The organism is Zhongshania antarctica (genome assembly GCF_014202945.1).
GTDB classification, from domain to species: domain Bacteria; phylum Pseudomonadota; class Gammaproteobacteria; order Pseudomonadales; family Spongiibacteraceae; genus Spongiibacter; species Spongiibacter antarcticus.
Genome location: NZ_JACHHW010000004.1, coordinates 36,263 through 60,545, shown reverse-complemented (window position 1 = coordinate 60,545; position 24,283 = coordinate 36,263). Strand labels below are relative to the sequence as shown.

Sequence of the window (24,283 nt, the reverse complement as noted above, 5' to 3'; positions counted from 1 at the left end):
TTAAAACCACGCCCTATATACGAGACAATACTGATACCAGATAATTACTGCAGGCCTGCCCCTAGGGTACAATAGCGCTTTTGTACAATGATGCCCTGCAATGCAATTACATCTCGCCCCAATGGAAGGCGTTGTTAACGCCCGGATGCGCGCCCTGCTTACCGCCGTGGGCGGCATAGATCGCTGCGTAACGGAATTCGTCCGCGTTAGCGATCAACTACTGCCGCCGCGGGTATTCCACCGCCTGTGCCCCGAGCTTAATAACAACGGTCTCACGCCCAGCGGCATACCCGTTTACGTGCAATTACTCGGCGGCGACCCAGGCCCAATGGCTGAAAATGCAGCCCGAGCAGCCAGCCTTGGCGCGCCCGGCATCGACACCAATTTTGGCTGCCCCGCAAAATGCGTTAATCGCCACCGCGGCGGCTCAGTTTTATTGGACGAACCAGAACTACTACACCAAATCATTAGCGCTATGCGCGCAGCTGTACCCAAGGCAATACCTGTGACCGCAAAGATTCGCCTGGGTTTTAAGGATAGCAGTCGACTCACTGAAATCGTCTCCGCTATCAGCGAAGCGGGCGCAAACGGTATCACCATTCACGCCCGTACCAAAGAGGATGGCTACAAGCCACCTGCGCACTGGCACCAACTTGCGCAAGTGCACAAAATCACAAATATACCCATTGTTGCTAATGGCGAGGTTTGGAGCCCCACCGACTTCACAGAGTGCCAAACCCAAAGCCATTGCGAAGATGTCATGCTGGGCCGAGGACTACTTGCGCGACCGGATCTTGCGCTTGAAATCAAATCAGCATCTGAAGGGCTGCACTATAAACGCAACACCTGGCCCACAACACTTCATCTTGTTGAAGCATTATTTGAAGATAGTATTTTAAATTGCGCGCCGCGCCACGTCGGCGGACCTATAAAGCAATGGCTGGGATACTTGCGCAGGGAATACCAAGAAGCACAGTTACTATTTGAGCGCATTAAACGCCTAAACACTGCAGCAGATATTACGGCGGCGCTCGACGAGCACCGCCACTACCTTGCCATAGCAGCCTAAAGAGCGCTAAGCCGTTAATTTAGCTTTTAGATAGTTCAGTTCATCCAAAGCGCCATCGTCGGTCTGCGAAAGCACGAACTTTTCGACCTTACCACCCACCAAAGGGATCTTCGCCTTACAGTGGTGGCTCACGACATACTCACAACCCGACGCTGTGGGCAGCAAAGACATTGTTGCACCCAGTTGCACAGGCTGCTTTTTAATCTCGATGCTCATCTTGCCTTCCCAGCCATCGCCTTTAGGCTGCCAGGTTTCAATAAACACCAAACTTTGCGGGCCATTAAACACCCGCGCCAAAACCGACGGCAACTCGCGCACCACCTCACGACTCATTTTAACTGTTACTTGCTCGCCATCCTCTTCCACATCGCACTCTGCACTTAGCTCACCTAGCGCTATACTTCGCTCTACGCGAAAGTCTGGGTCACACAACAATGCCCAAACCTCATCAATACTGCGGTCAAACTGACATTTAACAGCCATGGTGCATCCTCAAAAAATTGCATTATTTTTTATTAACACTGCCAGTTTAACCTATCAGTTCAGTCAGGCACACTATTTCTCAAACACCTGTTTATGCAGCAATATGCCCGAAAACATTGCCAGCGCGAAAACTAGGAATGAGCTTGCACCCGTTAACAGGGCGACAAGTGCTGGTGCGGGGCATAAGCCACTCAAACCCCAACCAGCACCAAACAAAACCGCACCCAATATAAGCTTAGTATCGACATCTTTCTTTGTTGGCAAAGCAAAGGCGTCGGCAAAGCGAGGTTTTTGCTGTTTAAACACCCAAAAAAAGCCTGGCGTGGTAATAAGGAGCGCCGCCCCCATCACGAGGGCAAGACTAGGATCCCACTGCCCAGTAAAGTCCAAAAAGTTTTGGACTTTAGCCGGATTTGCCATGCCTGACACTGTAATTCCAGCGCCAAACAAGGCGCCGGCAAGCACTATAAATAAGCGACTCATACACCCTCTCCCAACAAATGACGGACTATAAATACCGTTACTGCGCCACTCGCCATAAATACCACTGTAGCAACCATAGAGCGCTGTGAAAAACGTGAAATACCACACACACCGTGACCTGAAGTGCAGCCGCCCCCCATCCTTGTACCAACGCCGACCAACAGGCCCGCTACAACTAGCACCGGCGTCGACGCGACGCTCTGCACACCCGCCAAAGCGCCACTGAAATACGCAGCCAATATTGCACCAAGAAAAAGTCCTAGCAAAAAGCTTAATCGCCAAGTTCGCTCCTCGCCGCGCTCGCTTAGCGCCCCAGCTACGATGCCTGATATACCTGCGATTCGTCCCTTTGACCACATTAATAAGACAGCAGCCAAGCCAATTAAGCTGCCTCCAATTATTGCCAGCCAAGGTGTAAATAATGTGCTTTCTACCATCGCTACAAACCCCCAACATTAACTAAAATCTGCTTTAAAAACCTTTTGTGTGACAAGCGATAATATACCCCCCACGGTATAAGGCAGTATACCTTTATCACGATCAAAAACTAGCGACCAGAATTACGCGCGAGGCAACTTACGTTATACCGCCAGTTTCTTCAGCACAGCCTATACCGAACTCAAACGCCCGAATAGAGAAGCTGCCTTGTATCAAACCCAGAAACAACAAACCCCAGTATTTCTACTGGGGTTTGTGTAAAGCAAAGCGACCTAAGCAGACCGTATACGGCCCCGAAAGTACTTAAGCGCGAACCTGATTGCGAGTAATTTCCGCACCGAGATGATGGGGCTTGGCCTGAGCTAGCCGACTAAACTCCTCCGCCTCATAAACTTCCAGTATCTGACTGAGCTTTCGGCTTATCTTCGTACTCGCGCGAATCATTTCCAACTTAGGCCAAGTCGCCCGCTCACCCTCAAGTATAAAAAACTGTAATTCATCCGGTTTCAGTTCGGTCAATAGCTTGCGGGGGTCAAAAAAGCGGTATCGAGGAATAATATTAATATCGCCGGTGTACTCTTGATTAATAACGGAATAAACAATATTGGCAATCCGCCGCACCCGAGGAGAATTTTTGAAGTACTTTCTCGCGACGCTGCTACCGACTTTAGAGACTTCCTTAAGGCTGCGCCCACCTAACTGACGTAGTGCAGGCATTAAACCGCTATTTTCAGCTTTGGCATCATGGACAGCCCACAACACAATAGGATTGGTCTGGCTGACAATAAAGTGGTTCACACCATACAGACGAGCGAGCCGCTTGGCAGGAAGATCGTCACTTACCGAACCGTCAATCCAACGCCGAGTAGCAAGGTAAGGCTGGGGGTGGCCGTGCACATTTTTAGCTTCAAGCATGACGGGCGGATAAATTCCGGGAACAGCGCAGGACGCTAGCACCGCTTTACGAATATAAACATTGGGAGAAGCTATTGCATTCAAAAGCCGAGATGTCTGATGCACATCGGAGGGCGAAATGGAAATATTAATATGGCGCCCGGTGCGCTCAAAGGCCTCTTGAAAGGTAATGTCAGGAATCAGTTTAGCGATTTTTTCTTTTAATAGCTGATGATTAATCCGCGGCGAGGACTCAGACAAACGACCATTAACCAAGGCAACCTCAGTCAGCAACACCTTGCCCAAATTATCCACATCAAGAAAATGTTTTAACTCTTCATCTGTCCGCGTACCCAATACCGCGGCAATCATTGACCCAGCACTCGCACCAGAAATAACTTCCGGCAACAAATCCTGTTCTACCAAGGCTTTGACAACACCAACGTGGAAATTACCGAGCACCGCGCCACCGCTCAGCATTAACGCCGATTTACCGTAGCATTTACTCGCTCGTCTAAAGAAATCCAATCGCTCGAGAAAATTGGGGTGATCTGAGTCAAGCTGGGCTAGATGATCAAGTGAATCACTTATGGCATCCACATAATCGTGCACCAGCTGTTTGGTGCCAAATTTCGCCCTAGCGTACAGAACGGGCTTACCCATCCCGCCCATATTGCCATGAATACCTTCATTCAAGGAAAAGAGCAGACCGATATTATCGTTGTTCTCTCGAAAATAACGCAGCCGCTCCAAGCGCGATCGAATTGACGCATAATCATAGAGACTGGTTTTATCAATTTTCTTCCAATGCTCTCTACCAGAACAGCGATCATGCTCTTTCGCTAGCGCTTTCCACTCTTCATAGCTCGTTGAAAGCCGCAGCTTATTCTCTAGTTTCTTCACAATTTGCCCTATTCATCTAAACCACACACAGAGTTTATCAACAACACTGCTGTAAAACAGTAATCGATCTTCGAGACGCTGACTTAAGATGACGCCAACTGCGCTAGAGGCCCAATAAAACGCCGAAAAACCAATAGATTAACGAAATTACCTGCAATTTCACTGCAAAATCAGCCAAAAGTCATGTACTTCTTAAAAAACCAACAAACTCTCAGTGCCAGCTTAATTTAATACCATAATCTTATAACATGACTGCAGACAATGCTCTATGGCCCAAACCTGCGTTTTTTCCACAATAGGGCCACATCAATCCCGGATGCCATGGCGATAAGCGCATGCAGCATCTACCTGGCTAGTAAGAGAGCCTGCTAACGCCCCGACAATAGGTCTACGCTACGTCCTGTAAGTCTCGCAAGTCTTGTGGCTTGCCGTGTAAATGTCCTTGGGCGTAGTCAACCCCCAAAGCGCGGAGCTGATCCATAATTTCCTGCCGTTCCACAAACTCCGCTATCGTTCTCTTTCCCAGTACATGGCTTATGTCATTTATTGACCGCACCATGGCCTCGTGAACGGGGTTTTTGTCCATATCGTGGACAAAAAGCCCATCGATCTTCACAAAATCTACTGGCAGTTCTTGTAGATAGCCAAAAGACGACATTCCCGTACCAAAATCATCTAGCGCAAATTTCCCGCCCAACTCATGCACCCGATGAATAAAGCGAGTCACTACCGAGAAGTTCGTTATTGCCACGGTTTCAGTAATTTCAAAACAGATGATTTCCGGGTTCACCGTGCTGCGACGTAAGCAGCGGTAAACGAACTCTAAAAATGACTCCTGACACAGGGACTGGCCAGAAATATTAATGGAATACATTACATTCTGCGTGTTTAGCTCGGGATTACGCTGTAAATAATTGAAGAAGCTTTTAATTACCCAGCGGTCAATCTGAGGCATTAAACCAAAGCGCTCAGCCGCGGGCATAAATTGGCCTGGACTAAGTATTTCACCGTTATAACGCATGCGAACCAATAACTCGTTATACAAGGTCGTGCGCTTATTCTCATCAACCAACGGCAAGATTCGCTCGGTTACCAGACAAAAATCATCGGCCGCTAGCGCCTTATTAATTCTATGTACCCAATCCATGTCATCGTGTAAGCGACTAAGCTTCTTATCCTGGGTATCGTAAACATGCACCCGACCACGACCATCTTCTTTAGCTGAATACATCGCCACATCAGCTTGGCTCATCACCGCTTCGCGATCTAGGGAGTACTCGTCCACTAATACCACACCGATACTAATAGACACTTTATGCGTAATACCACTCCACATAAAGGTCATTCGCTTCACCGCCTTCACCAGGCGATTCGCGACAGAGCGGGCCTCAAAGGTGTCGACATTACTTAGTAAAACACCAAACTCATCACCACCCAAGCGACACAACATATCACCGGTAAAGAGTTCTAAATGCAAAGCCTGCGCAATATTTTTAATTAAATTATCACCAGACACATGGCCGCTGGTATCGTTAATTAGCTTAAACTGATCTATGTCGATGTAGAGCAAAGCGTGGGTACGAGAACTTGTCGCCGCGTCATTAACAAGATTGGCCAATCGCCGCTCAAATTCCTTTCGGCCCATTAGTTCAGTGAGTGGATCAAGGCCATTCTCACCGTCACCAAATAGTTCTTCCTGGTTATTCGCATTGGCAATTGCGACGCTGCAGCCAATTTTACTGCCATCGTCATCAAGTACATCAGACACTGACGCTAAATAGCGATTTTCACTATTTGACGCCAGTGCAACTAACAGAGGCTTGCCATAATGACCGATGCCAACTAACTGCTCGCTTAAAGATCGGCCGTTTAGCACGGTAACAAAAGGCAGTACTTCGGCCAAATTTTGACCTAACAAATCCATTAATGGGAGATCGGTTAGCAATTTAGTGGCTGCATTGACATACGTAATGCGACCATTAAGATCCACACAAAAAAGACTGTGTGAAAGATTGTTAAGCACTAATTCTGCTCGCATTATTTTTTCCTATTCCGCCAAGGGGATAGTAAAGTAAAACGTAGAACCTTTGCCAAGTTCAGATTCCAACCAAATTTTTCCACCGTGCCAACGCACTATTTTTTCACAAATAGCCAAGCCAACCCCAGACTCTTTAACCGCACCCTCTCCACTGTCGCGGTGAAACAAATTAAATAATCCGCTGTGATGCTCTGGCGCAATGCCAATACCGGCATCGCTGATTGAAAAAACCCAATTCCGCTCATGTGTTGTCGCGTTGATATAAATTTCAGGGGGCTTGCCTTCGGAGTAGCGAATCGCGTTGCTAATCAAATTTTGAAATAGCTGAATTAACTGGCGTCGGCAAACAAAAACCGTTGGCAGCGTTTCGCAGTGTAAATTGGCGTGACTTGTCTGAAACTCACTGTCCAAATTCAGCAGCACGTCACTAACAACAGAGTTACAGTCAACCATTTCTCGATTTTCATTAAAGCGACCAACCGACGTCAACGCGACTAACTTATTTAAAGCCGACTGCATCGCATAGACATTTTCGCGGATATCGAGAAATTCTTCGGCTAAACCTGTTGGTGGAAGCTCATTTACCCTAGCGCCAATTTTACGCATTGCGCCAACCACTTCGTTCAGCGGCATTTGCAAATCTCGAGCCGCCAAATGTGAGAGTTGTTCAATCTCGTTGACCAAACCAATAAGTTGGTGGCGACTTCTCGCCAATGCAATTAAATCTCGGTAAGACGATAGCGCGGTATAAATAACCGAAAAGAGACGATCTTGGGTTAATTCAGTTTTTGCCCGGTAATCATTAATGTCGTAAACTTTTAACACTCTACGCTCTGGCGCCAAACCTGGCTGACCAGTACGCAGGATAATGCGTACAAAATGATTACCAATTTCTTGACGAATAAACCTCGCCACATCCAAGCCGGCACTATCAGTTTCCATAACGACGTCGAGCAAAATAATCGCCGTGTCAGGATTTTCCTGAATCATCTGTCTCGCTTGCTCACCAGAGTAGGCGCTAACAAATTCCAAATGGCGACCACCAAAACTAAAGTCATGAAGTGCCAAACGGGTGACTACATGTATTTCCTCCTCATCATCAACAATGAGGACTTTCCACGCATTCTTGGCTGTTGTCGCCGAATCCTGTGTCAGCATAGTACTTTGCTCGCTTGCCAGAATAAGCTCATCATTACCTGCCATTTTATCTGGAATTTTTTTGCTATTGGTATTAGTCATGCTTATTCGACTCCAGCAGAGCGATTGTCTCGTGGGCTATTGCAACGTTTCTTACAAACAATTCAATCATCGCAATATCCGGAATTGAAAACACGTCCTTCGCCGACACATACAGCAGCTGCTCCATACCTGATTCGGTAATATAGTAGCTCACCCAGTAATTATCACCATAGTTGCTCGAGCGCTGTTTAATTGCCGTGCTTATTCGATCACCAACGTCGCTATCAAACGCTGAAATCTCTACTGTTCCTTGAAAATCTGAGTAGCAACCGGTAGCCGCCAGTATATTTAATGAGTCGCTTGCCGGCCGAGCCAGCATTCCACAGGTCTGTACTAACATGGCATGCTTGTTTAAATAAAGTAACGCGGTTAGCTGCTGCAAAACACCTTCAGCAAACGCAGCCAAATTACGACGTTCAAAAATATGGGCAGAAGCCTCAATCACTTTCAACAGACCTAACCGATTGTTCTCTATGGCCATCAAATCTCGATAGGAACACAAACTGGTGTACACGGTTGAAAAGAGCTTCTGTCTCGTTAACTCTGTTTTTTCTTTATAATCATTTATGTCGTATTGGGTTATTACTTCCAGCTCTGGGGCCTGTCCGGGCTGTCCGGTACGCAATACAATGCGCACAAACTTATTATTTAATTCACGACGAATATAGTGCACCAGATCAAGCCCGGCATGGTCGGTCTCCATTACCACGTCAAGTAGGATTAAGGCGATATCATCGTGTTGAGCAAGTAGCGCCCGCGCGTCTTCAGCAGAATAGGCACTAATAAACTGTAAACCACGCCCCGCCAATTCAAATCCCTCCAAGGCTAAACGAGTCACCGAGTGGACGACTTTTTCGTCGTCAACCAACAACAGTTTCCATGGCTCGAAAACACTATCTAACAAGGTCGCCGTCGATTCCGCAGCAAATTGCAACTTGTCGTTACCGTTTCCGTCAAACTGACTCATACAAACCTACCTTAGCGACGTCCGGGGGAAAGAAGAGGCTTATGCAGCTACCCTTGCCCACTTCACTGTCAATTTTGATTCGCCCGCAAAGCTGCTGAGTTACCAAGTTATACACAATATGTAAACCCAGGCCACTGCCGCCACTACCCCGCTTAGTTGTGAAGAAGGGGTCGCAAACTCTCGCCAAATGTTCCGCGGGAATTCCTCTGCCGTCATCGTTAAACTGCAGCGATATTTCCCCAGTTTCTGATGCCCAAACCTTCAATGTCAAATTACCTGCTTCGCCATTTGGATAGGCGTGGCTGATTGCATTCATGACTAAATTTGTCACTATTTGCGATATAGCGCCCGGATAAGAGCGAACGATCAATTCCTCATCACATTCTAGGGCGTAATTCAGTCCAGCTTTCCTGACTTGCGGGTAGAGGCTGTGCATTACCTCGCCCAAATACTCGCCAAGATTAAAGCGTCTAATCTCACTGTTACTCTGATCCACCGCCACACGCTTAAAGCTTTGAATTAAACCGGCCGCCCGCTCAAGATTGCCTAAAATCATCTGAGTTGCCGACACGGTTTGCTCCCAATATAGACGCAACGCCGACTGTGTTAAGTCGCCCTGATCATATCGCGCTTTGGCATTTTCGGTATTAGCCTGTAAGGTCGACGCAGCCGTTACTCCAACGCCAATTGGCGTATTTATTTCATGGGCGACACCGGCAACTAAGGCACCAAGGGAAGCCATCTTTTCGGTATTTATGAGTTGCTGCTGCGTCTGCTTTAGACGTTGTAAAGTGCCACTCAATTCACGATTACTGACATCAACCTCACAAATTCGCAATTCTAGCTCTCTACGCGCACTCAGCACTTCTTGATCACGACGCTCGACATCAGCAATCATGTCATTAAAATTATCGCAAAGTTGACCAAATTCATCGTCGGCAAACTTATCTGCGCGTAAACGATAATCTCTATTAAGACGGACTAAGCCTATAACCTTGAGCAAACTCACTATTGGCAGCAGTAGTTGTCGTCCCAACCAAGAGGAAAAACCGAAGGCAAAGAGCGCACTGGCCAGCATCATTAATATCGCCAACCACCAAATAGAGTGAATATAGTCACTTAAGTAATGATTATTGGTACGCAGCACCAGCCGTAAACCATCGTGTCGCGCACTCGGCACCACAACATGAAAATCATTTTTTGACAAAGTAGGTAACTCTGGGAGGCACGTTATCCCTCCCCGATCCGCTTGATACATGTACAACAGTTTTGTTTCTGACGCGCCAGAATACGCACAAACCGCGGCAATACTACTGTCTAGCGCTACCTTATCCATCGCCGACTCAAGGGCGTTTACGTCACCCTGCTCAAGCATTTTCCCTAGCAAGCCCGCTATGACAGAGTATTTTTCATGGCGGCTGGCGTTCGATACATTTACCGCCAAAAGCACACACATGCCGACAATCAAGCCACCAACCATAAAGGTGCTGACAATTAGCGACCATGCAAGTTTACGATCAAAGCTCGTTGTAACTAAAAAACGGCGCAATTCAGTCGTCATTCCAATAACAGTACATAAAAACCCCTTTCCAGTGGCACTTAACACAGATAAGCCGCTTAAGTGCGACTCAACTGCAACAGACTGAAGATAGACTAACTGTACTGCCTATACGCCTGTATATAAAATAGTGTCATCTACTTACAAAAAGCGCCGGCAATGCACCGAAGTCATTGATTTCAGGGAACCTTAGAATGATCTTTCCGTATTATTAGGATGTTTGACGAAGATGCGGGCTAAGGCGATATCATCGCGAAAGCCCCAAGCTAGATTGCTCGCAGAATGGCATCACTGCAAATAAAAATCGACTCTGTCATCTTGGAAAATGTCGGCGCCAGGCGCCAACAGCTCCATATAGCGATCAAAATACAGAAACTGTTTTAATAGCATCGTGAAGGCCCGGGGAAAGCGAATACCGTAGGTTCGGGCAATATCACCTAATTCACTCAACAATGAGGTAATACCATCAGCTTGCTTGTTTTCAAGAACCTTCTGAGGATCCAAGGCATTTAGGCCATCAAATAAATTACGAATATCTCGGGTCAACGCGGCTTCATCGACTACCTCACGGGTAATCCCGACACTAATCATCGATTGCGCCATCAGCTCATAGTTTTGTTCACTAATCGCCATGAATAAACTAAATATAGCCTGCCACGCCTCAGGCTGAATACGACCCACCATACCAAAATCAATAAATCCGACTCTGCCGTCATTGAGCAGCAGTAAATTGCCACTGTGCAAGTCGGCATGAAAAAACGCACATTGGGTCAGGCTTGCAAACCACGTATTGAGCGCATTGAACAGGCTGTTAGCTGGATCAAACCCCGCCTCGCCCTTCGCCATATCATTATTCAGCGCAGTGCCATACAAGCGCTCCATTGTGAGCACCTTTCGTGACGAGGCCTGACTATAGGGCTTTGGCGCAACCACATGGCTATTGCCACTTTGCAGCAAGAAGGCCCGAAACTGCGTTAGATTCTCTGCTTCTTTATAAAAATCGCACTCGTCGATCATGGATTGGTACATTTCTTCCACCAAACCCGCTACGGCGTCTTTGTCGGTATTGGGTAGAATCAATTCAAACAAACGAATACACAGGTATACCGCATTCATATCTGTCGTTAAAATTGCCTGTACACCCGGCTTTTGCACTTTAACCACAACGTCTTCACCGGTGACCAAGCGCGCTGCATGAACCTGTGCAATAGAGGCCGACGCCAAGGCATTCTCATCAAAATAAGCAAACACCTCGGCGATGGACTGGCCAAGATCATCTTCGATGATCTGTTTTATTTTATTAAAAGGCAGCGACGGGGTTTGATCTAGACAAAGCTGGAACTCGTCTACGTATTCCTTTGGAAAGATTGATGGTGAACTCGCAATAAACTGACCGAACTTAATATAGGTGGCCCCTAAATCTTCAAAAAGCTCGCGCAGCTCCCGCGGGCTTGGTTTACGGCGGCGCAATAGGCATTTTAGCGCCCTAGGGGAGACTGCCGACGCTGTCTGCAATACCCGCCACGACCCCCTCAGACCAAACTCTGCCAAGCTGATGCGGCGACCGGAGGTATCGGCCGCGGCACTTAAAAATTTCGTCTTCGATGCGGCCTGCATCACCTTTTCCCTGACGCTACTGGAAAGCTTTTTAGCCATTTTTCCTTAATCCTCTGCGGGCCAGTGCCCGAAAAATAATGCTGTCGATCAAAGTAACACCATTGTAATCAGATAGTGTCGCGCTGTAAGTTACACTTCTATTACTTGTCACCTTCAGTTCAAATACCAACACACTAACAAACTTATAATAATGGAGTCATGGCCAATGCAGGATACCCGCATCTTATACGCTGAGCAGCCCGTTAGCACTGCCGAGCAAGACCAAGTAACAGACACCTTATGCAGTAAAACCAACGCGCGGGAATATCAAATAAACGGGCAGACCGTCACCTTACCCGTCACTGTAAACAACGCCGCCATGCTCATGAATGTGTTTACGGTCAATGCCGCTAAAGCGCAAGCACTCATTGCCGACAGCGGATTTAAGGTTGTTGAAATACTGCCCGGCAAGGCGCTCATGCAATTGCTCGCCGTCGACTACCGAGAAAACGATTTAGGCGACTACAACGAAGCCGCCATTGTTTTTCCGGTAACCACGCCCGGCGAACGCAAGCCAATACCATTTTTTGGTGCGTTAAGCCGAATGATGCGCGGCCAACTTGGCAATTTTGTCTACCGCATGCCCGTCAATCAAGACTTTACCACTCATGCTGGGCGTTTTATCTGGGGCTTTCCAAAATGGGTTTGTCACGTCGACATTGATTTTGGGCCGAAAACTGCCTTTGCGCAGTTTCATGACGAAGGTCATGCCGTTTTCAGTATTAGCGCGCCAACAGGCGGCAAGACCATCGCCAAACCGCAGCGAGCACCGTCCTTGGCAATTCGCAACAAACAGGCCTGGAAAACGATTGGCATTACCGAAGGCGAGGGCTTAAGTTTCAAACTGGGCGGACAAGAGCCTGAGATCGGTGAAAAACACCCGCTAGCAATGGTATTGCGCAATCTCGGTCTACCTAAAAAGCCTCTGTTTAGTTTATCCATCCGCAAAGCCAAAATGCAATTTGATGGCCCTGAGGTTGTGAGCATTGGCGAGCCCTTTGAACGCTAGCCCCCTCCCCGTATCACACCCTGCTTAGCTGGCGGCCAAACCCGCCAGCAAACCACTTTGGGCAATACCGTCAAACAAAAACTGCATCGCCAAGGCGCAGAGCAACACCCCGAATACTCGGCTAATCATATGCATACCGGTAACGCCAAGCCAATTTTGCAAGCGGCTCGCCAGTAGCAATGCCCCCAGCGTCATCGCCATCACCAGCAGCAAAGCAACAACGACCGCGCCTTGCTCAAGGAAATTGCCCTCGGCATGGGCCATTAACAAAATTACCGCACCAATAGCACCAGGACCCGCGATAAGCGGCGTCGCCAAGGGAAACACAGCAATATCCGCCTTCTCTTCCGCCTCTAAATCTTCATCGGTGGTGGTCGTGGTGGCACCACTCCCTTTTACCGTGACGAGGTCGATGCCGATTAATAGCAGCAAAACCCCACCCGCAGCGCGTAACGCGGCTAGCGAGATCCCCAAGGCATTCAGTATCATCTCCCCAAGTACCGCAAACGCCAACAATATCCCAGTGGCGATCAACACCCCGCGAAGCGCTGTACGAGCGCGCTCTTTCGCCGAAAGACTACCCGTTAGCGCAGCAAACATGGCAGCGACATCAATAGGGCCAATGGTGGCAAAAAAAGTGGTCACCGAGACGCTAAAAGCCTCAATAACGGCGCTACTCAATACCATTAGGCAGCCTCAGTCTTTGCAATAGCGGCAGCCGCTTCGGCAATTAAAACCGGGCCGCGATATATAAAGCCGGTATAAACCTGAACCAAAGACGCCCCGGCCGCTATTTTTTCAGCCGCCGATTCGCCGTCACTAATACCGCCCACGCCAATGATAGGCAGACGACCCTGCAAGGCGTCAGCCAATATTCGAATAACCCGAGTTGAGCTATCTCGAACCGGCGCACCGCTCAAGCCCCCCATCTCGTCACCATGAGACAAACCGACAACAGCATCGCGAGCAATAGTGGTATTGGTGGCGATAACGCCATCAATGCCCTGCTCAACAAACACCTCGGCAACATTCCGAATATCGTCTTCAGCCATATCCGGCGCTATTTTTACTGCCATTGGCACATACTTACCGTGGGTGTCGGCCAAGCTCAATTGCGCCTTTTTTAACGCCGCTAACAAATCGATTAAAGGTTGCCCAAACTGTAAATCCCGTAAACCAGGCGTGTTTGGTGAGGACAAATTAACGGTGATATAACTCGCGTAGGGATACACGCTGCGCAAGCCAAGCAGATAATCATCGACGGCACGCTCGGCTGGCGTGTCTTTGTTTTTACCAATATTAATACCCAATACCCCGTTAAAGCCGCTGGCTTTAACCTGAGCCAGCAAATGCTCAAGACCGAGGTTGTTAAAGCCCATGCGATTAATAATCGCTTGGGCTTCCGGCAGCCTAAATAGACGCGGCTGCGGATTACCGGGCTGCGCCAAGGGGGTCACTGTGCCAACTTCAATAAAACCGAAACCCAAGGCCGCCAGCCCATTAATATGTTTAGCGTCTTTGTCTAAGCCTGCAGCTAAGCCCACGGGATTAGGGAATTCGATTCCCATAACGACACGGCTCTGGCGGGGTATGGGACGCGCCAACAAGCCGCTTAAGCCGCAGCGTTCAAGCAGAGAGATTAAAACTAAAGATAGATGGTGAGCACGCTCAGGGGACAAACAAAACAATAAGCGGCGTAAAACAGCATACATGAGAAAAACCTTATTTAGAAAGCCGCAGAAACCCAGAACTCAGCGAAAGGAGGAGCTCATTCCCCCTAAAAATTACGCGGAGGTGTGTAAACCGCACTCACGGTTCTCCGCCACTTTGGTGGGGTCGAAATAATGCTTACAACTTGGCAGTTTATGTTCACTCATATAAGCCTGCACATCAGCCTCGGTCCAGTAAAAAATCGGGGCGACCTTCAAAATACCGCGACCATCCCAAGACAATATATCGAGATTTTGTCTAAACTCCGTCTCCTCCTTGCGAATACCCGTCACCCATATTTTGGGCGCCAATTCCGCAAAGGCACGATTAAACGGCTCTAATTTAACTTGGCGGGTAAACTCCCGGTGCAGCTCAGGGTTGTCATCTGGATGCGGAATTCCGCCCATAATGGCATTGCGATGCTCTGCGGTAATCAAGGGGACATAGGGCTTCATATTCGGTTTAAGCAATTTTATCAATTGCTCTGCAACCCGGTAAGCGTCGGGCACATTATACCCGCTGTCCGCCCAAACCACCGGCATTTCCGGGGCCGCATCGGTCACTAACTTCAACATCACCGCCGCATTCGGTGAAAAGCTGGTAGACGCCATTATCGGCTCATTCAATGACACCGCCCAGCGAATAATTTCCTCGGCGGAGGCATTGCGCAGCGTACTATTTAAGGCGTCGAGATCAAGATCCATAATTTTGTCTATAAAAACGTTAACAGGCCGGCGACTTTAGCACAGCAGCCCCAAAATATAAATAAAAATCTTTAAAATCATACACTTATAACAAATACGAATATGGTTATAACAAAAGCAATGCTTATTCCTCGCTATACTCTTGCACACTTTTTGACACCACTTCATACACATCACTAGATAAATCCGGCTGCGCCAAAATCCGCTGTAATTCCGCACACATCAGCTGCTGCGCCGCCGGCAAATATTTCCGCCACTTAGTCAGCGGCACCAATAAGCGAGACGCAATTTGCGGGTTGCTGCGGTTTAGCACAATAACTTGATCGGCAAGGAAGCGATAACCGGCACCATCTTCGCGGTGAAAATTAACACTATTCTGCCCACAAAATGCACCGATTAAGGCCCGCACTTTATTGGGATTACGAATATCGAAGGCTGGGTGCGCCATCAGGCCTTGAACTGTTTCAAGCGTGCCCGGCAAACGACACATAGCTTGCACTTGGAACCACTGATTAATAACCAAGGGCTCGTGTTGCCAGTTTTGATAAAAGCGCTGAAGCGCTTCAGCCTTATACGGCGCAGCACTGTTTACCAGAGCATTAAGCGCCGCTAAACGATCTGTCATATTTTCACTGTGTTCAAATTGGCGAGTCGCTAGCTCACGGCCGGTGTCGTCATTTAATAACATCAGGTATGACAATGCGGTATTTTTCAGGCTGCGCTGGGCTATTTGTCCGGCATCAGCAGCATAAACGGCATTACTGGTACAGCGTGAATAACACGCCAGCAATTCCCCACGTAAAGCCTCGGCAATTGCCAAGCGCAAGGTCTCGCGCGCGCGGTGAAGGCCAAGCACATCAACAGGGTGAAATATCTCGGCCAAATACGCTTCAGAGGGCAGCTGCAGCATCATAGCCACCATTGCACCGTCCAAAGTCTCATCGCTAAGCAACGCTCGGCAGGCATCTAAATAAGCTGACTCAGGTGCGACATCACGCCCAGCAGCAATATCAGCAAGCGCTTGACTAATCTCCGCCAAGCCCAGTTGCTGACTGGCATCCCAGCGACAGAAACCGTCACTGTCGCTGCTCATCAAGCGCAACAGTTGCTCACGACTATAATCAAACTCCAGTTTCACTGGTGCAGAGAAGCCGCGCAGCAAGCTCGGTACTGGCTCCTCTTTAATTCCCGTGAAAATAAAACTCTGCTCGGCCTTCGTCACGTTCAATACCATTTCGGTATTGTCTGCGGTTTCAGTATTTAGCGCCGCATTCTGTAACTGTAAAGCGAGCTGACCGGCCTCCCCCAATAGCGCCACAGTAAAGGGAATATGGAACGGCGCCTTTTTGCTTTGGCCTGGGGTTGCTGGGCAGGACTGCTGCACATGCAGAGTATACGTTTGTGCTGCAGCGTCATACTCAGCACTTACCATCAGCTTGGGCGTACCTGCCTGAGAATACCAATTGCGGAACTGGCCCAGATCTACACCGCTGGCGTCTTCCATTGCCAACACAAAATCTTCGCAGGTAACCGCCTGACCATCGTGACGGTCGAAGTACAGGTCACTGCCCTTGCGGAACAGCTCTGGCCCCAATAGCGTGTGAATCATGCGCACCACTTCGGCGCCCTTTTCATACACTGTTACAGTGTAAAAATTCGAAATTTCAATAAAGGAATCGGGGCGAATCGGGTGCGCCATTGGCCCAGCGTCTTCGGCAAATTGCGCGGTGCGCAGCAGGGTAACATCTTCTACGCGCTTGACTGTTGGCGAGCCCATATCAGCAGAAAACTCGGCATCCCGAAAGACGGTAAAGCCTTCTTTTAAACTGAGCTGAAACCAGTCGCGGCAAGTGACTCGATTACCAGACCAGTTATGAAAATACTCGTGGGCTACTACCCCTTCGACCCGCTGAAAACCGGCGTCTGTCGTCGTTTCCGGCTTAGCCAAGACACAGGAAGTATTAAAAATATTGAGACTCTTGTTTTCCATTGCCCCCATATTAAAATCGTCAACGGCCACAATATTGAAAATATCGAGATCGTATTCTCGGCCATAAACCTCTTCGTCCCAACGCATTGCGTTTTTAAGGGACACCATTGCGTGCTCACATTTATCCGCGTCTTTGTCTTCAACGTAAATTTTAAGCGCCACCTCGCGACCGTTCATGGTTTTAAACCGGTCTTCCACACAGGCCAATTTGCCAGCAACCAAGGCGAATAAATAAGAGGGTTTTGGGAATGGGTCCTGCCAAACGGTTTTATGGCGACCGTCGGCTAATACTTCCGCCGCACTTAAATTGCCGTTAGACAGAAGTACCGGGTAGCGATGGGCATCGGCAATAATCTCAACGGTGAACACCGACATGACATCAGGCCGGTCCAGGTAATAGGTGATTTTGCGAAAGCCCTCGGCCTCACATTGAGTGCAAAACATACCGCTGGATTTATACAAACCTTCCAGCGAGGTATTGTCTTGGGGGCGAATGCGGGTTTCACAGCTCAGCACAAACTCGGCGGGCACACTAGCAATAATCAATTGCTCGCCACTTTGTGTCCATTCACTGGCATCAAGGGCGCGACCGTCAATAGCCAGCGAAATTAGCGCCAATTCGGTACCGTGGAGAGCGAGCGGCGCATTGCTTATTGTCGACGCTGGGTTGCGACGAATATGCAATTGCGAAGAGACCTTGGTGCTTTCTTCACCTAACTCAAATACCAGTGCAGTCGTATCAATCAAATACGCGGGAACTTGATATTCACTTAAATAAATCGTACTCGGCTGCGCGTCGCGCATGTAACTACTCCTGAGCCGCTATGACTCACTACTTAATGCAAGGTGATAACCGGCGTATTTACGGATATTAATCACGCCCGTGTCAAAAATCAGGTACTGGCCTTTAATACCCATCAACGTGCCTTCAATATTAGGCACTTTATCTAAATTAAAGGATTTTACTTTAAGGGGATATTCACTCACCGGGTATTCAATATGCTGCACAGGGATATCTGTTATTGGCTGAATTGCCTGCAAGCCAAAGCGTTGCTGCAAGGCAGCAATGTCGTCGGCGCACGCCACGGCAAGCGCATCACGTCGCGCAGCTAAATCAACACTGTCTGGAGAACCTTTTAACATGGCCTGCCAGCTGGTTTTATCGGCAACGTGGTTTTTGTAAAGGGTTTCCACTAAACCGGACTGCAGTCGGGTGCTAACACGAAAAATCGGCAAGGCGCTAACCGCGCCCTGATCGATCCAACGAGTGGGCACCTGAGTGCCTCGCGTAATTCCAACTTTTACACCAGATGAGTTAGCCAAATACACCACATGATCGATCATGCAATGACTTTCGCCCCACTCAGGTTCTCGGCAGGTTCCCGCCGCATAGTGGCATTTTTCTGGGCTGACAATACAAATATCGCACTGCGCCAAGCGCTGAAAACAAGGGTAGCAATAGCCTTGATTAAAGCTTTTTTTCGTCAAGCGGCCGCAGTGTACACAATTAATTTTCCCCTGAAAATCCAGCCCTAGCGTCTTGCCGATCAGCGCATTCATAGGCACTAGCTGATCGCCAATCGGCATACTGTAAGTGGCCAAATCACCGTCTAAATGGGTTTTCATTTTGGCCACAGCGCCGGCTATAACACGTTCGCTCATGGGCTTATTCCGCCCACTTCAGAATCTGGTCACCATCATCGTGACTGTGGTCGTCACCGCATACCTCACCCTCGGCCTTTTTACCGCGGTCGATATAACCTACCCGCTCAGTTTCGTCCTGCATTTTTAGGTCATAGGCAATAACCCCAGCCATACAGTGCTCCCGCTGCTCCACGGTTAACACCCTACCATCGGGCCACTTGCCAATTTCCACAGCACGCTTTAGCCCTTCGTAAATCGCCGGGGTAATATTGTCTACTAACTGTTCAAAATCCATCAATCACTCACTTCAAATAACTACTGATTAAGCCGCGCCGCAGTATATCAGCTCAGGCTTGATTCTGGCTTACGATCTAATAAAGCGGCGGCCAAACCTAAAATCAAGCCCAAAACCAAACCGCTGAGGTGCGCGGTGTTTGCCACTGCGCCCAGCCCAAGCAATTCAGTAAAGCCCGCCATACACACGAGCAACCAAACCAGCATCACCGCCGCAACGCCCTTAACCAAAGGAAATGGCGTCGCCGGCCGCAAGCGGTTCCACACCACGATATAGCCCAATAGGCCGTAAATCACACCGGACATACCGCCAAATAGCGACACGCCAGTCATTGCCTGTGCAATATTGGAACCCGCTGCAACCAACAAAACCAGACCTAAAATACGCACCGCACCTTGGCGTCGCTCGATCATACCGCCAAGCTCCCAAAGCCACAGGGCATTAAAGACGATATGCATAAGACCAAAATGCAAAAAAGCTGGGGTAATCACCCGCCACAACTCACCCCGAGGCCACTCGCCCTGCAGATCGCCACCGATAACGTGCAACTGATAAAAACTCAGCAATGGCAGGATTTCAAAATGGCGATCAACTACCGGCAGAATACTCCCAAGCAAACTCAATAGTAATAAAACCACAACGACTGGCGCTGTCGCCAAATTGCGATACCACGTTGATGGCGCCTTCGCGGTGACCGCTGTCGACTCAAGTCTTAGTTCAAGGTCGCCGGACTGCAGGCGCTCATATAAGTCTTTGACCTGCGTCACATGAGACTCTGCGCCAACCCACACCACCAACATACCCCGCTCTTCGCTAATTCGATGGGGCACCGATAACTGCCACAGTAGCGCCGAAAATTTTTCTAGATCAGCGGTAACCGGAATACGTAAACCGACAAACTCAGACATCCTCATCCTCTTTACCAATTTGTCCGCCCCAACCCAATTTATCACGACAACTGGCATAAAAACTGTGATCTAAAGGATGCACCAAACGCATCTTATGGGGCTTTTTACGCACATAAATAATGTCGCCGGGCTGGGTGGTAATACGCAATTGACCGTCACAAGTTACCGGCGGTTGAACCACATTATTCCTACCTACCACCATTTTGATTTCGCTTTTACCGTCAATCACGATCGGTCGACTACTCAGGGTGTGCGGGAACATGGGGACAATAACGATGGCATCCAAGCGCGGGTGCATGATTGGCCCCCCCGCCGACAAGGAATATGCCGTGGAACCGGTGGGCGTGGCAATGATTAAGCCGTCAGAACGTTGACGGTAAACAAATTCGCCATCTACATAGAGCTCAAACTCCATCATATGACCCGAGGTACCCGAATTCAGCACCACATCGTTGAGGGCGTCACCCTTGCCAACTGGCTGGCCGTCGCGCATCACTTCAACGTCAAGCAAAAATCGCTTCTCTAAATGGTAGTGACCATCGAGAACGGCACCAACTTGGCTTTCGATCTCATCTGGCGAAATATCGGTTAAAAAACCAAGCCGTCCGCGATTTACACCGAGCACTGGCGCGTTATGTCTCGCCAACGTACGCGCCGCCCCCAGCAGACTGCCATCTCCCCCCACCACAATAATAAGGTCACAAACCTCACCAATCATACGACGAGTAGAAACGCGCAAACCATGATCTGGTAAAAGCTCAGAAACCGCCTCATCGAGTACCACACTAAGGTCTCGTCCTTGCAAAAAATCGATCAAGCGCCGCAGCGTTTCCGACACACCGTTGCCCTCACGGCCGATCACACCTATATTGCGAAACTGTTCCATAATACCTACTGTTTGTACTTGGCCGCTTATTATACAGAAGCACGCTCAATATGACCGCTGTGCTAAAGTCTGAGACACAATAGCGCGTTAATGCAAACGAAACACCACCCCCTAGCGGATGGCCTTGCGCAGTTAGCGAGCTTTATGTCCCACAATGAAATCCTGGAGAAAACCATTTTTTCTGCCAATCAATATCCGTTTCGCTCCCCCTTGGTCACTGCGCTTGCCTGGAGTTGTTTCAGCCCGCCACTGCTCACCAGTATGTATTGCGCTGAAACAAAGGTCGCGACGCCGCACCTGCCTTTGACCAATGAACGCAAAGAATGGCTAAACGCACTCGATCGCGACGACCAAGCGCTGCAGCAATATATGCAGGCGCACTGCCACAGCAAACGACTTGGACTGGTTTTTGAAAGCCTCTGGCATTTTTTCTTGCAGGAAGACCCGGCCACCGAATTAATTGCCCACAATATCCCCGTGCGCGACGGCAATAAAACCCTTGGTGAATTTGATGTTCTTTATTATTGCCACAACACCCAACAAGCCATTCACCTAGAACTGGCGGTAAAGTTTTTCCTCGGCCTCAATGCCAGCCAACAACAACCTTCGCTCAGCCATTGGTTTGGCCCGAACCGCGCAGACCGCCTCGATCGCAAGCTTGCCCGACTCAGCCAACACCAATTACCCCTTGCACACACCGCCGCGGGCCGCGACGCACTGAGCAAATACGGCATTTCGGCACCGGCCCAGCAAATCCAAGTGAGCGGCATACTCTTCCACCGCGACGACGAAAAGGCCGCCCACCAAAGCCTGAACCCAATGCACCAACGCGGCCACTGGCAAACCCTAAGCGAATACATCCGCCTCACCGCTAGCAGCTCAGAATCGAAGCCCTGGCGCTACCTCGCAAAACCGCACTGGCTCGAGGGCCAATATGCAAACGCCACCGACCTTAACGCAGAGCTCCTTGAATTGGCTAGCGAACGGCCTATTATGGCAATTAACCCTGAGCAACAACGCCTTTTTATTGTTCCCGACCAGTGGCCAGAAGCTATCTAGTTCGCTCGAGACAACCCCTAAAGTAACTGGGGATAACCCCTACGCCCCTGCAAACCACCGCTATGAATAAGCAGCACCCGAGCACCTTCGGCAAACTCGCCTTTATTAATCATACAATCCACGGCAGAAGCCATCTTTGCGGTATACACCGGGTCAAGCCTAATACCGTAGCGCGCTTCAAAGCCCTGCATAAATTCTTGCAGCGGCGCCGATAACCGAGCGTAGGCGCCGCCATGAAAGCGGTGATCCAGCAACCAGTTCGCTCGATGATGATCGAGGGCAAGCTGCAAGCGCTGAATATCCGCGGCCATATACGCCTCCGCTTTTAGCACCGGAATCCCGATAAGCTGAACCCCGTCCGCGATCTGCGCTGATACGCCAGCCAAGGTTGTGCCCGTACCGCACGCTAACACCACGGCATGATAATCCTGCCCACGCCCCGGAATCAGTTCGACAATACCCCGGCAACCCTGAGCACCCAGCAGATTCGCGCCGCCTTCAGGTATCAAGTAGGGGCGTTTATACTGGGACGCAAGCTCAGCGACAAAACCCGCGTCGTGACGACGACGGTAATCACTGCGACTTAAAAAATGTAAATGCATTCCCCATGCAACGGCGTCTTGCAAGGTTGGACTTAAGTCACACCCAGAATCAGCGCGAACGCAGGCCACCGCTGCCAGACCCTGATCTTGCGCAATTGCCGCCAAAGCATGAAGATGATTTGAGAACGCCCCCCCAAAACTGAGCAAGGTTTCTGCACCAGCTGCCTTTGCCGCCGATAAATTCAGCGCCAACTTAAACCACTTATTGCCCGGTGCTAACGCATGTATTTTATCTAGGCGCAAGATATCCACGGTCACGGCGCGCTTAACAAAAACCCGGTGTATCAAGCTTGACACAGTTGCCCTACCGCTTTAGTCATCAGCGCAACGAATCACTATGCTCATGGCAGCGATCACTTTCACCAGGCCGGAATAATCGAGGTCGCATAATTTTGGGGATTGGCTCACCGCAGTACTGCCCATTGCCATCTCTGTGACGACAAATAGGCAGGCGATAATGCGCCAGCCACTCATGATACTGGCCATCCGGCACTTCACAGCGCGATGCCACATACGCGAGAGGATCGTTTAAATAGTTCGGCATTTCGTCCTGCGATATCACCAAATGTTCAACACCAGGATGATAGGCGACAAAGACCACGCCTTTTTCAGACATCGCCTGCAGAAGCTGATTATCACTGTTTAGCATTAAGCCGCGATTCTGCTCGCGCAAAACGCTTAGCTCTCGGCGCAAGTCAACAATTTCTTTGGCACGCAAATACAGTTCACGCTCGCGATCGCGCAGCGGTTCAGACAATTCGACGGCCTGCTCTTTGAGCTGGCGCTCTAAATTTTCCGCGTGCTCGGCGCGCAATACCGCTACTTGTTGCTTGTGATCACGACCGCCACGCTCCATTAGCGCGTCGATCTCTTCACTTTTTTGGGCAACAAGGCGCTTCTGGCTGGCAAACCGAGACTCCAGCTCTTTAAACCTCACATTTAAATCAGCTAAATGTTCTTTTTGGGCCTTGATTACCGACTCGCGCTCACGCAATTGCGCGGTTAACTCCTCCCCTAGCTGATCGAGCTTGCGCTGAAACGCCTCAGCCTGAGTGAGTAAATTCAATTTTTCAGCGCTGCGTGACGCCACCAGCTTCGCGCGATAGCGTCGATTAAAGACTGGGCCAAGATTACTGTTTGATAGCGGCTGGTTTACCGATGAGAGGGCTGTGGGCGTGCCTGGCGCTTCTGTTGCTGCAGGCGTTGCAGAGGCACGCGCAGAATCGACACTGACCGAAGATTTGAAAAAATCGGCAATACCCGATTGCGGCGCACCTCGACTATCGCGATCACTGATAATGCCAAGCCGATTTCGCTCTGCCGCCGCAATCATGCGCTGAAAAGTACCACCAGAAGCCATGTCTGGATCCCAGAGCTGGCGCCGATACCATGCCACCGGGCAAGCGCTGCGGCAGGCGACCTTAATTGGCCCAGCGCCAAGGTCTGGGCCATAACTGGCGTGATCCAACAAATGGCGCAGCGGAATATTCCAATTACCCGTTACCCGACCACGGGTATCAAAGCTGATCGTAAAAAAAACCGCCCCCAAAATTTTGAGGCTATCCTCTATCTGCACAAACGCCGCTTGCACTTCGTCGCCGGCAAAATCAGTAATGCCCACCACATCATCTAATACCGCTTCGAACTCAGAAAAAAACATTTCTTTAGCGACACTGTCGTCTTTGAAGAAAACAACTGCCTCGGTTAATGCCCCCAAGTGAACCTCCCAGCTTTGCTGAATGCACGGC

At 49.4% G+C, this 24,283-nt stretch carries 22 protein-coding genes; 3 read left to right on the top strand and 19 right to left on the bottom strand.

What is annotated here, in order from left to right:
* Nucleotides 1-100: 100 nt before the first annotated feature.
* Nucleotides 101-1,069 (top strand): tRNA-dihydrouridine synthase, encoded by a 969-nt coding sequence (locus HNQ57_RS07420; protein WP_184462046.1) that lies wholly within the window; start codon nucleotides 101-103, stop codon nucleotides 1,067-1,069.
* Between the two features lie 6 nt (nucleotides 1,070-1,075).
* On the opposite strand, the gene HNQ57_RS07415 is transcribed toward HNQ57_RS07420, so the two are convergent.
* The 9 genes from HNQ57_RS07415 to HNQ57_RS07375 form a co-directional block, all read right to left on the bottom strand.
* Nucleotides 1,076-1,552, bottom strand: a complete 477-nt coding sequence (locus HNQ57_RS07415) for a DUF2505 domain-containing protein (protein WP_184462045.1) — start codon at nucleotides 1,550-1,552, stop codon at nucleotides 1,076-1,078.
* 72 nt (nucleotides 1,553-1,624) lie between these two features.
* Complete coding sequence (locus HNQ57_RS07410) at nucleotides 1,625-2,035, bottom strand: DUF6691 family protein (protein WP_184462043.1); 411 nt, start codon at nucleotides 2,033-2,035, stop codon at nucleotides 1,625-1,627.
* Nucleotides 2,032-2,472 (bottom strand): YeeE/YedE family protein, encoded by a 441-nt coding sequence (locus HNQ57_RS07405; RefSeq protein WP_184462041.1) that lies wholly within the window; start codon nucleotides 2,470-2,472, stop codon nucleotides 2,032-2,034. Before HNQ57_RS07405 ends, HNQ57_RS07410 begins: the two co-directional genes overlap by 4 nt.
* A gap of 304 nt (nucleotides 2,473-2,776) precedes the next feature.
* A complete protein-coding gene (locus HNQ57_RS07400; protein WP_184462039.1) occupies nucleotides 2,777-4,270 on the bottom strand; it encodes a DUF3336 domain-containing protein in 1,494 nt (497 codons plus the stop codon).
* A gap of 388 nt (nucleotides 4,271-4,658) precedes the next feature.
* The gene (locus tag HNQ57_RS07395; protein WP_184462037.1) at nucleotides 4,659-6,308 is read right to left on the bottom strand and encodes a putative bifunctional diguanylate cyclase/phosphodiesterase; all 1,650 of its coding nucleotides are present in this window, start codon (nucleotides 6,306-6,308) and stop codon (nucleotides 4,659-4,661) included.
* A 9-nt stretch (nucleotides 6,309-6,317) separates the two neighbouring features.
* On the bottom strand, nucleotides 6,318-7,547 hold the full coding sequence (locus tag HNQ57_RS07390; RefSeq protein ID WP_184462035.1) for a sensor histidine kinase: 1,230 nt from the start codon (nucleotides 7,545-7,547) through the stop codon (nucleotides 6,318-6,320).
* Nucleotides 7,540-8,514: a DUF3369 domain-containing protein gene (locus HNQ57_RS07385; protein WP_184462033.1), complete on the bottom strand. Its 975-nt coding sequence runs from the start codon at nucleotides 8,512-8,514 to the stop codon at nucleotides 7,540-7,542. The genes HNQ57_RS07390 and HNQ57_RS07385 overlap by 8 nt, the downstream gene beginning before the upstream one ends.
* Entirely contained in the window at nucleotides 8,501-10,075 is a 1,575-nt protein-coding gene (locus tag HNQ57_RS07380) for a sensor histidine kinase (protein WP_184462031.1), read from the bottom strand. The genes HNQ57_RS07385 and HNQ57_RS07380 overlap by 14 nt, the downstream gene beginning before the upstream one ends.
* A gap of 285 nt (nucleotides 10,076-10,360) precedes the next feature.
* Nucleotides 10,361-11,728 (bottom strand): ABC1 kinase family protein, encoded by a 1,368-nt coding sequence (locus tag HNQ57_RS07375; protein ID WP_184462030.1) that lies wholly within the window; start codon nucleotides 11,726-11,728, stop codon nucleotides 10,361-10,363.
* Between the two features lie 166 nt (nucleotides 11,729-11,894).
* Between HNQ57_RS07375 and HNQ57_RS07370 the strand changes: the two genes are divergently transcribed.
* Nucleotides 11,895-12,737, top strand: a complete 843-nt coding sequence (locus HNQ57_RS07370; protein ID WP_184462028.1) for an acetoacetate decarboxylase family protein — start codon at nucleotides 11,895-11,897, stop codon at nucleotides 12,735-12,737.
* 24 nt (nucleotides 12,738-12,761) lie between these two features.
* Here the strand turns inward: HNQ57_RS07370 and HNQ57_RS07365 are convergent, their stop codons facing one another.
* The 8 genes from HNQ57_RS07365 to HNQ57_RS07330 all read right to left on the bottom strand — a co-directional run bounded on the left by HNQ57_RS07365 (nucleotide 12,762) and on the right by HNQ57_RS07330 (nucleotide 20,874).
* Nucleotides 12,762-13,424: a MarC family protein gene (locus HNQ57_RS07365; RefSeq protein WP_008247276.1), complete on the bottom strand. Its 663-nt coding sequence runs from the start codon at nucleotides 13,422-13,424 to the stop codon at nucleotides 12,762-12,764.
* On the bottom strand, nucleotides 13,424-14,449 hold the full coding sequence (locus tag HNQ57_RS07360) for a quinone-dependent dihydroorotate dehydrogenase (protein ID WP_184462027.1): 1,026 nt from the start codon (nucleotides 14,447-14,449) through the stop codon (nucleotides 13,424-13,426). The genes HNQ57_RS07365 and HNQ57_RS07360 overlap by 1 nt, the downstream gene beginning before the upstream one ends.
* A 72-nt stretch (nucleotides 14,450-14,521) precedes the next feature.
* Nucleotides 14,522-15,151 (bottom strand): phosphoadenosine phosphosulfate reductase domain-containing protein, encoded by a 630-nt coding sequence (locus HNQ57_RS07355; protein WP_184462025.1) that lies wholly within the window; start codon nucleotides 15,149-15,151, stop codon nucleotides 14,522-14,524.
* A gap of 124 nt (nucleotides 15,152-15,275) precedes the next feature.
* Nucleotides 15,276-17,945, bottom strand: coding sequence for an aminopeptidase N (pepN, locus tag HNQ57_RS07350; RefSeq protein WP_184462024.1), 2,670 nt, complete (start codon nucleotides 17,943-17,945; stop codon nucleotides 15,276-15,278).
* Between the two features lie 18 nt (nucleotides 17,946-17,963).
* Nucleotides 17,964-18,803 (bottom strand): DUF2797 domain-containing protein, encoded by an 840-nt coding sequence (locus tag HNQ57_RS07345; RefSeq protein ID WP_184462022.1) that lies wholly within the window; start codon nucleotides 18,801-18,803, stop codon nucleotides 17,964-17,966.
* Between the two features lie 4 nt (nucleotides 18,804-18,807).
* Nucleotides 18,808-19,080 carry a YeaC family protein gene (locus HNQ57_RS07340; RefSeq protein ID WP_008247261.1) on the bottom strand — a complete coding sequence of 91 codons (273 nt, stop codon included), beginning with the start codon at nucleotides 19,078-19,080 and terminating at the stop codon, nucleotides 18,808-18,810.
* Between the two features lie 47 nt (nucleotides 19,081-19,127).
* Nucleotides 19,128-19,988 carry a rhomboid family intramembrane serine protease gene (locus tag HNQ57_RS07335; protein ID WP_184462020.1) on the bottom strand — a complete coding sequence of 287 codons (861 nt, stop codon included), beginning with the start codon at nucleotides 19,986-19,988 and terminating at the stop codon, nucleotides 19,128-19,130.
* Entirely contained in the window at nucleotides 19,981-20,874 is an 894-nt protein-coding gene (locus tag HNQ57_RS07330) for an NAD(+) kinase (RefSeq protein WP_184462018.1), read from the bottom strand. The genes HNQ57_RS07335 and HNQ57_RS07330 overlap by 8 nt, the downstream gene beginning before the upstream one ends.
* A gap of 90 nt (nucleotides 20,875-20,964) precedes the next feature.
* Between HNQ57_RS07330 and HNQ57_RS07325 the strand changes: the two genes are divergently transcribed.
* Nucleotides 20,965-21,933, top strand: coding sequence for a DUF1853 family protein (locus tag HNQ57_RS07325; RefSeq protein WP_184462016.1), 969 nt, complete (start codon nucleotides 20,965-20,967; stop codon nucleotides 21,931-21,933).
* A 17-nt stretch (nucleotides 21,934-21,950) separates the two neighbouring features.
* Here the strand turns inward: HNQ57_RS07325 and HNQ57_RS07320 are convergent, their stop codons facing one another.
* Nucleotides 21,951-22,832 carry a 1-aminocyclopropane-1-carboxylate deaminase/D-cysteine desulfhydrase gene (locus HNQ57_RS07320; RefSeq protein ID WP_184462015.1) on the bottom strand — a complete coding sequence of 294 codons (882 nt, stop codon included), beginning with the start codon at nucleotides 22,830-22,832 and terminating at the stop codon, nucleotides 21,951-21,953.
* A 22-nt stretch (nucleotides 22,833-22,854) separates the two neighbouring features.
* On the bottom strand, nucleotides 22,855-24,252 hold the full coding sequence (locus tag HNQ57_RS07315; RefSeq protein WP_184462013.1) for a hypothetical protein: 1,398 nt from the start codon (nucleotides 24,250-24,252) through the stop codon (nucleotides 22,855-22,857).
* Nucleotides 24,253-24,283: the final 31 nt, after the last annotated feature.

Bases quoted from the DNA above. Each gene is read 5' to 3' on its own strand.
- HNQ57_RS07415 (WP_184462045.1), bottom strand. From the start codon at position 1,552: ATGGCTGTTAAATGTCAGTTTGACCGCAGTATTGATGAGGTTTGGGCA.
- HNQ57_RS07410 (WP_184462043.1), bottom strand. From the start codon at position 2,035: ATGAGTCGCTTATTTATAGTGCTTGCCGGCGCCTTGTTTGGCGCTGGA.
- HNQ57_RS07405 (WP_184462041.1), bottom strand. From the start codon at position 2,472: ATGGTAGAAAGCACATTATTTACACCTTGGCTGGCAATAATTGGAGGC.
- HNQ57_RS07395 (WP_184462037.1), bottom strand. From the start codon at position 6,308: ATGCGAGCAGAATTAGTGCTTAACAATCTTTCACACAGTCTTTTTTGT.
- HNQ57_RS07365 (WP_008247276.1), bottom strand. From the start codon at position 13,424: ATGGTATTGAGTAGCGCCGTTATTGAGGCTTTTAGCGTCTCGGTGACC.
- HNQ57_RS07380 (WP_184462031.1), bottom strand. From the start codon at position 10,075: ATGACGACTGAATTGCGCCGTTTTTTAGTTACAACGAGCTTTGATCGT.
- HNQ57_RS07360 (WP_184462027.1), bottom strand. From the start codon at position 14,449: ATGTATGCTGTTTTACGCCGCTTATTGTTTTGTTTGTCCCCTGAGCGT.
- HNQ57_RS07370 (WP_184462028.1), top strand. From the start codon at position 11,895: ATGCAGGATACCCGCATCTTATACGCTGAGCAGCCCGTTAGCACTGCC.
- pepN (WP_184462024.1), bottom strand. From the start codon at position 17,945: ATGCGCGACGCGCAGCCGAGTACGATTTATTTAAGTGAATATCAAGTT.
- HNQ57_RS07420 (WP_184462046.1), top strand. From the start codon at position 101: ATGCAATTACATCTCGCCCCAATGGAAGGCGTTGTTAACGCCCGGATG.
- HNQ57_RS07385 (WP_184462033.1), bottom strand. From the start codon at position 8,514: ATGAGTCAGTTTGACGGAAACGGTAACGACAAGTTGCAATTTGCTGCG.
- HNQ57_RS07375 (WP_184462030.1), bottom strand. From the start codon at position 11,728: ATGGCTAAAAAGCTTTCCAGTAGCGTCAGGGAAAAGGTGATGCAGGCC.
- HNQ57_RS07355 (WP_184462025.1), bottom strand. From the start codon at position 15,151: ATGGATCTTGATCTCGACGCCTTAAATAGTACGCTGCGCAATGCCTCC.
- HNQ57_RS07335 (WP_184462020.1), bottom strand. From the start codon at position 19,988: ATGTCTGAGTTTGTCGGTTTACGTATTCCGGTTACCGCTGATCTAGAA.
- HNQ57_RS07390 (WP_184462035.1), bottom strand. From the start codon at position 7,547: ATGACTAATACCAATAGCAAAAAAATTCCAGATAAAATGGCAGGTAAT.
- HNQ57_RS07340 (WP_008247261.1), bottom strand. From the start codon at position 19,080: ATGGATTTTGAACAGTTAGTAGACAATATTACCCCGGCGATTTACGAA.
- HNQ57_RS07325 (WP_184462016.1), top strand. From the start codon at position 20,965: ATGCAAACGAAACACCACCCCCTAGCGGATGGCCTTGCGCAGTTAGCG.
- HNQ57_RS07330 (WP_184462018.1), bottom strand. From the start codon at position 20,874: ATGGAACAGTTTCGCAATATAGGTGTGATCGGCCGTGAGGGCAACGGT.
- HNQ57_RS07345 (WP_184462022.1), bottom strand. From the start codon at position 18,803: ATGAGCGAACGTGTTATAGCCGGCGCTGTGGCCAAAATGAAAACCCAT.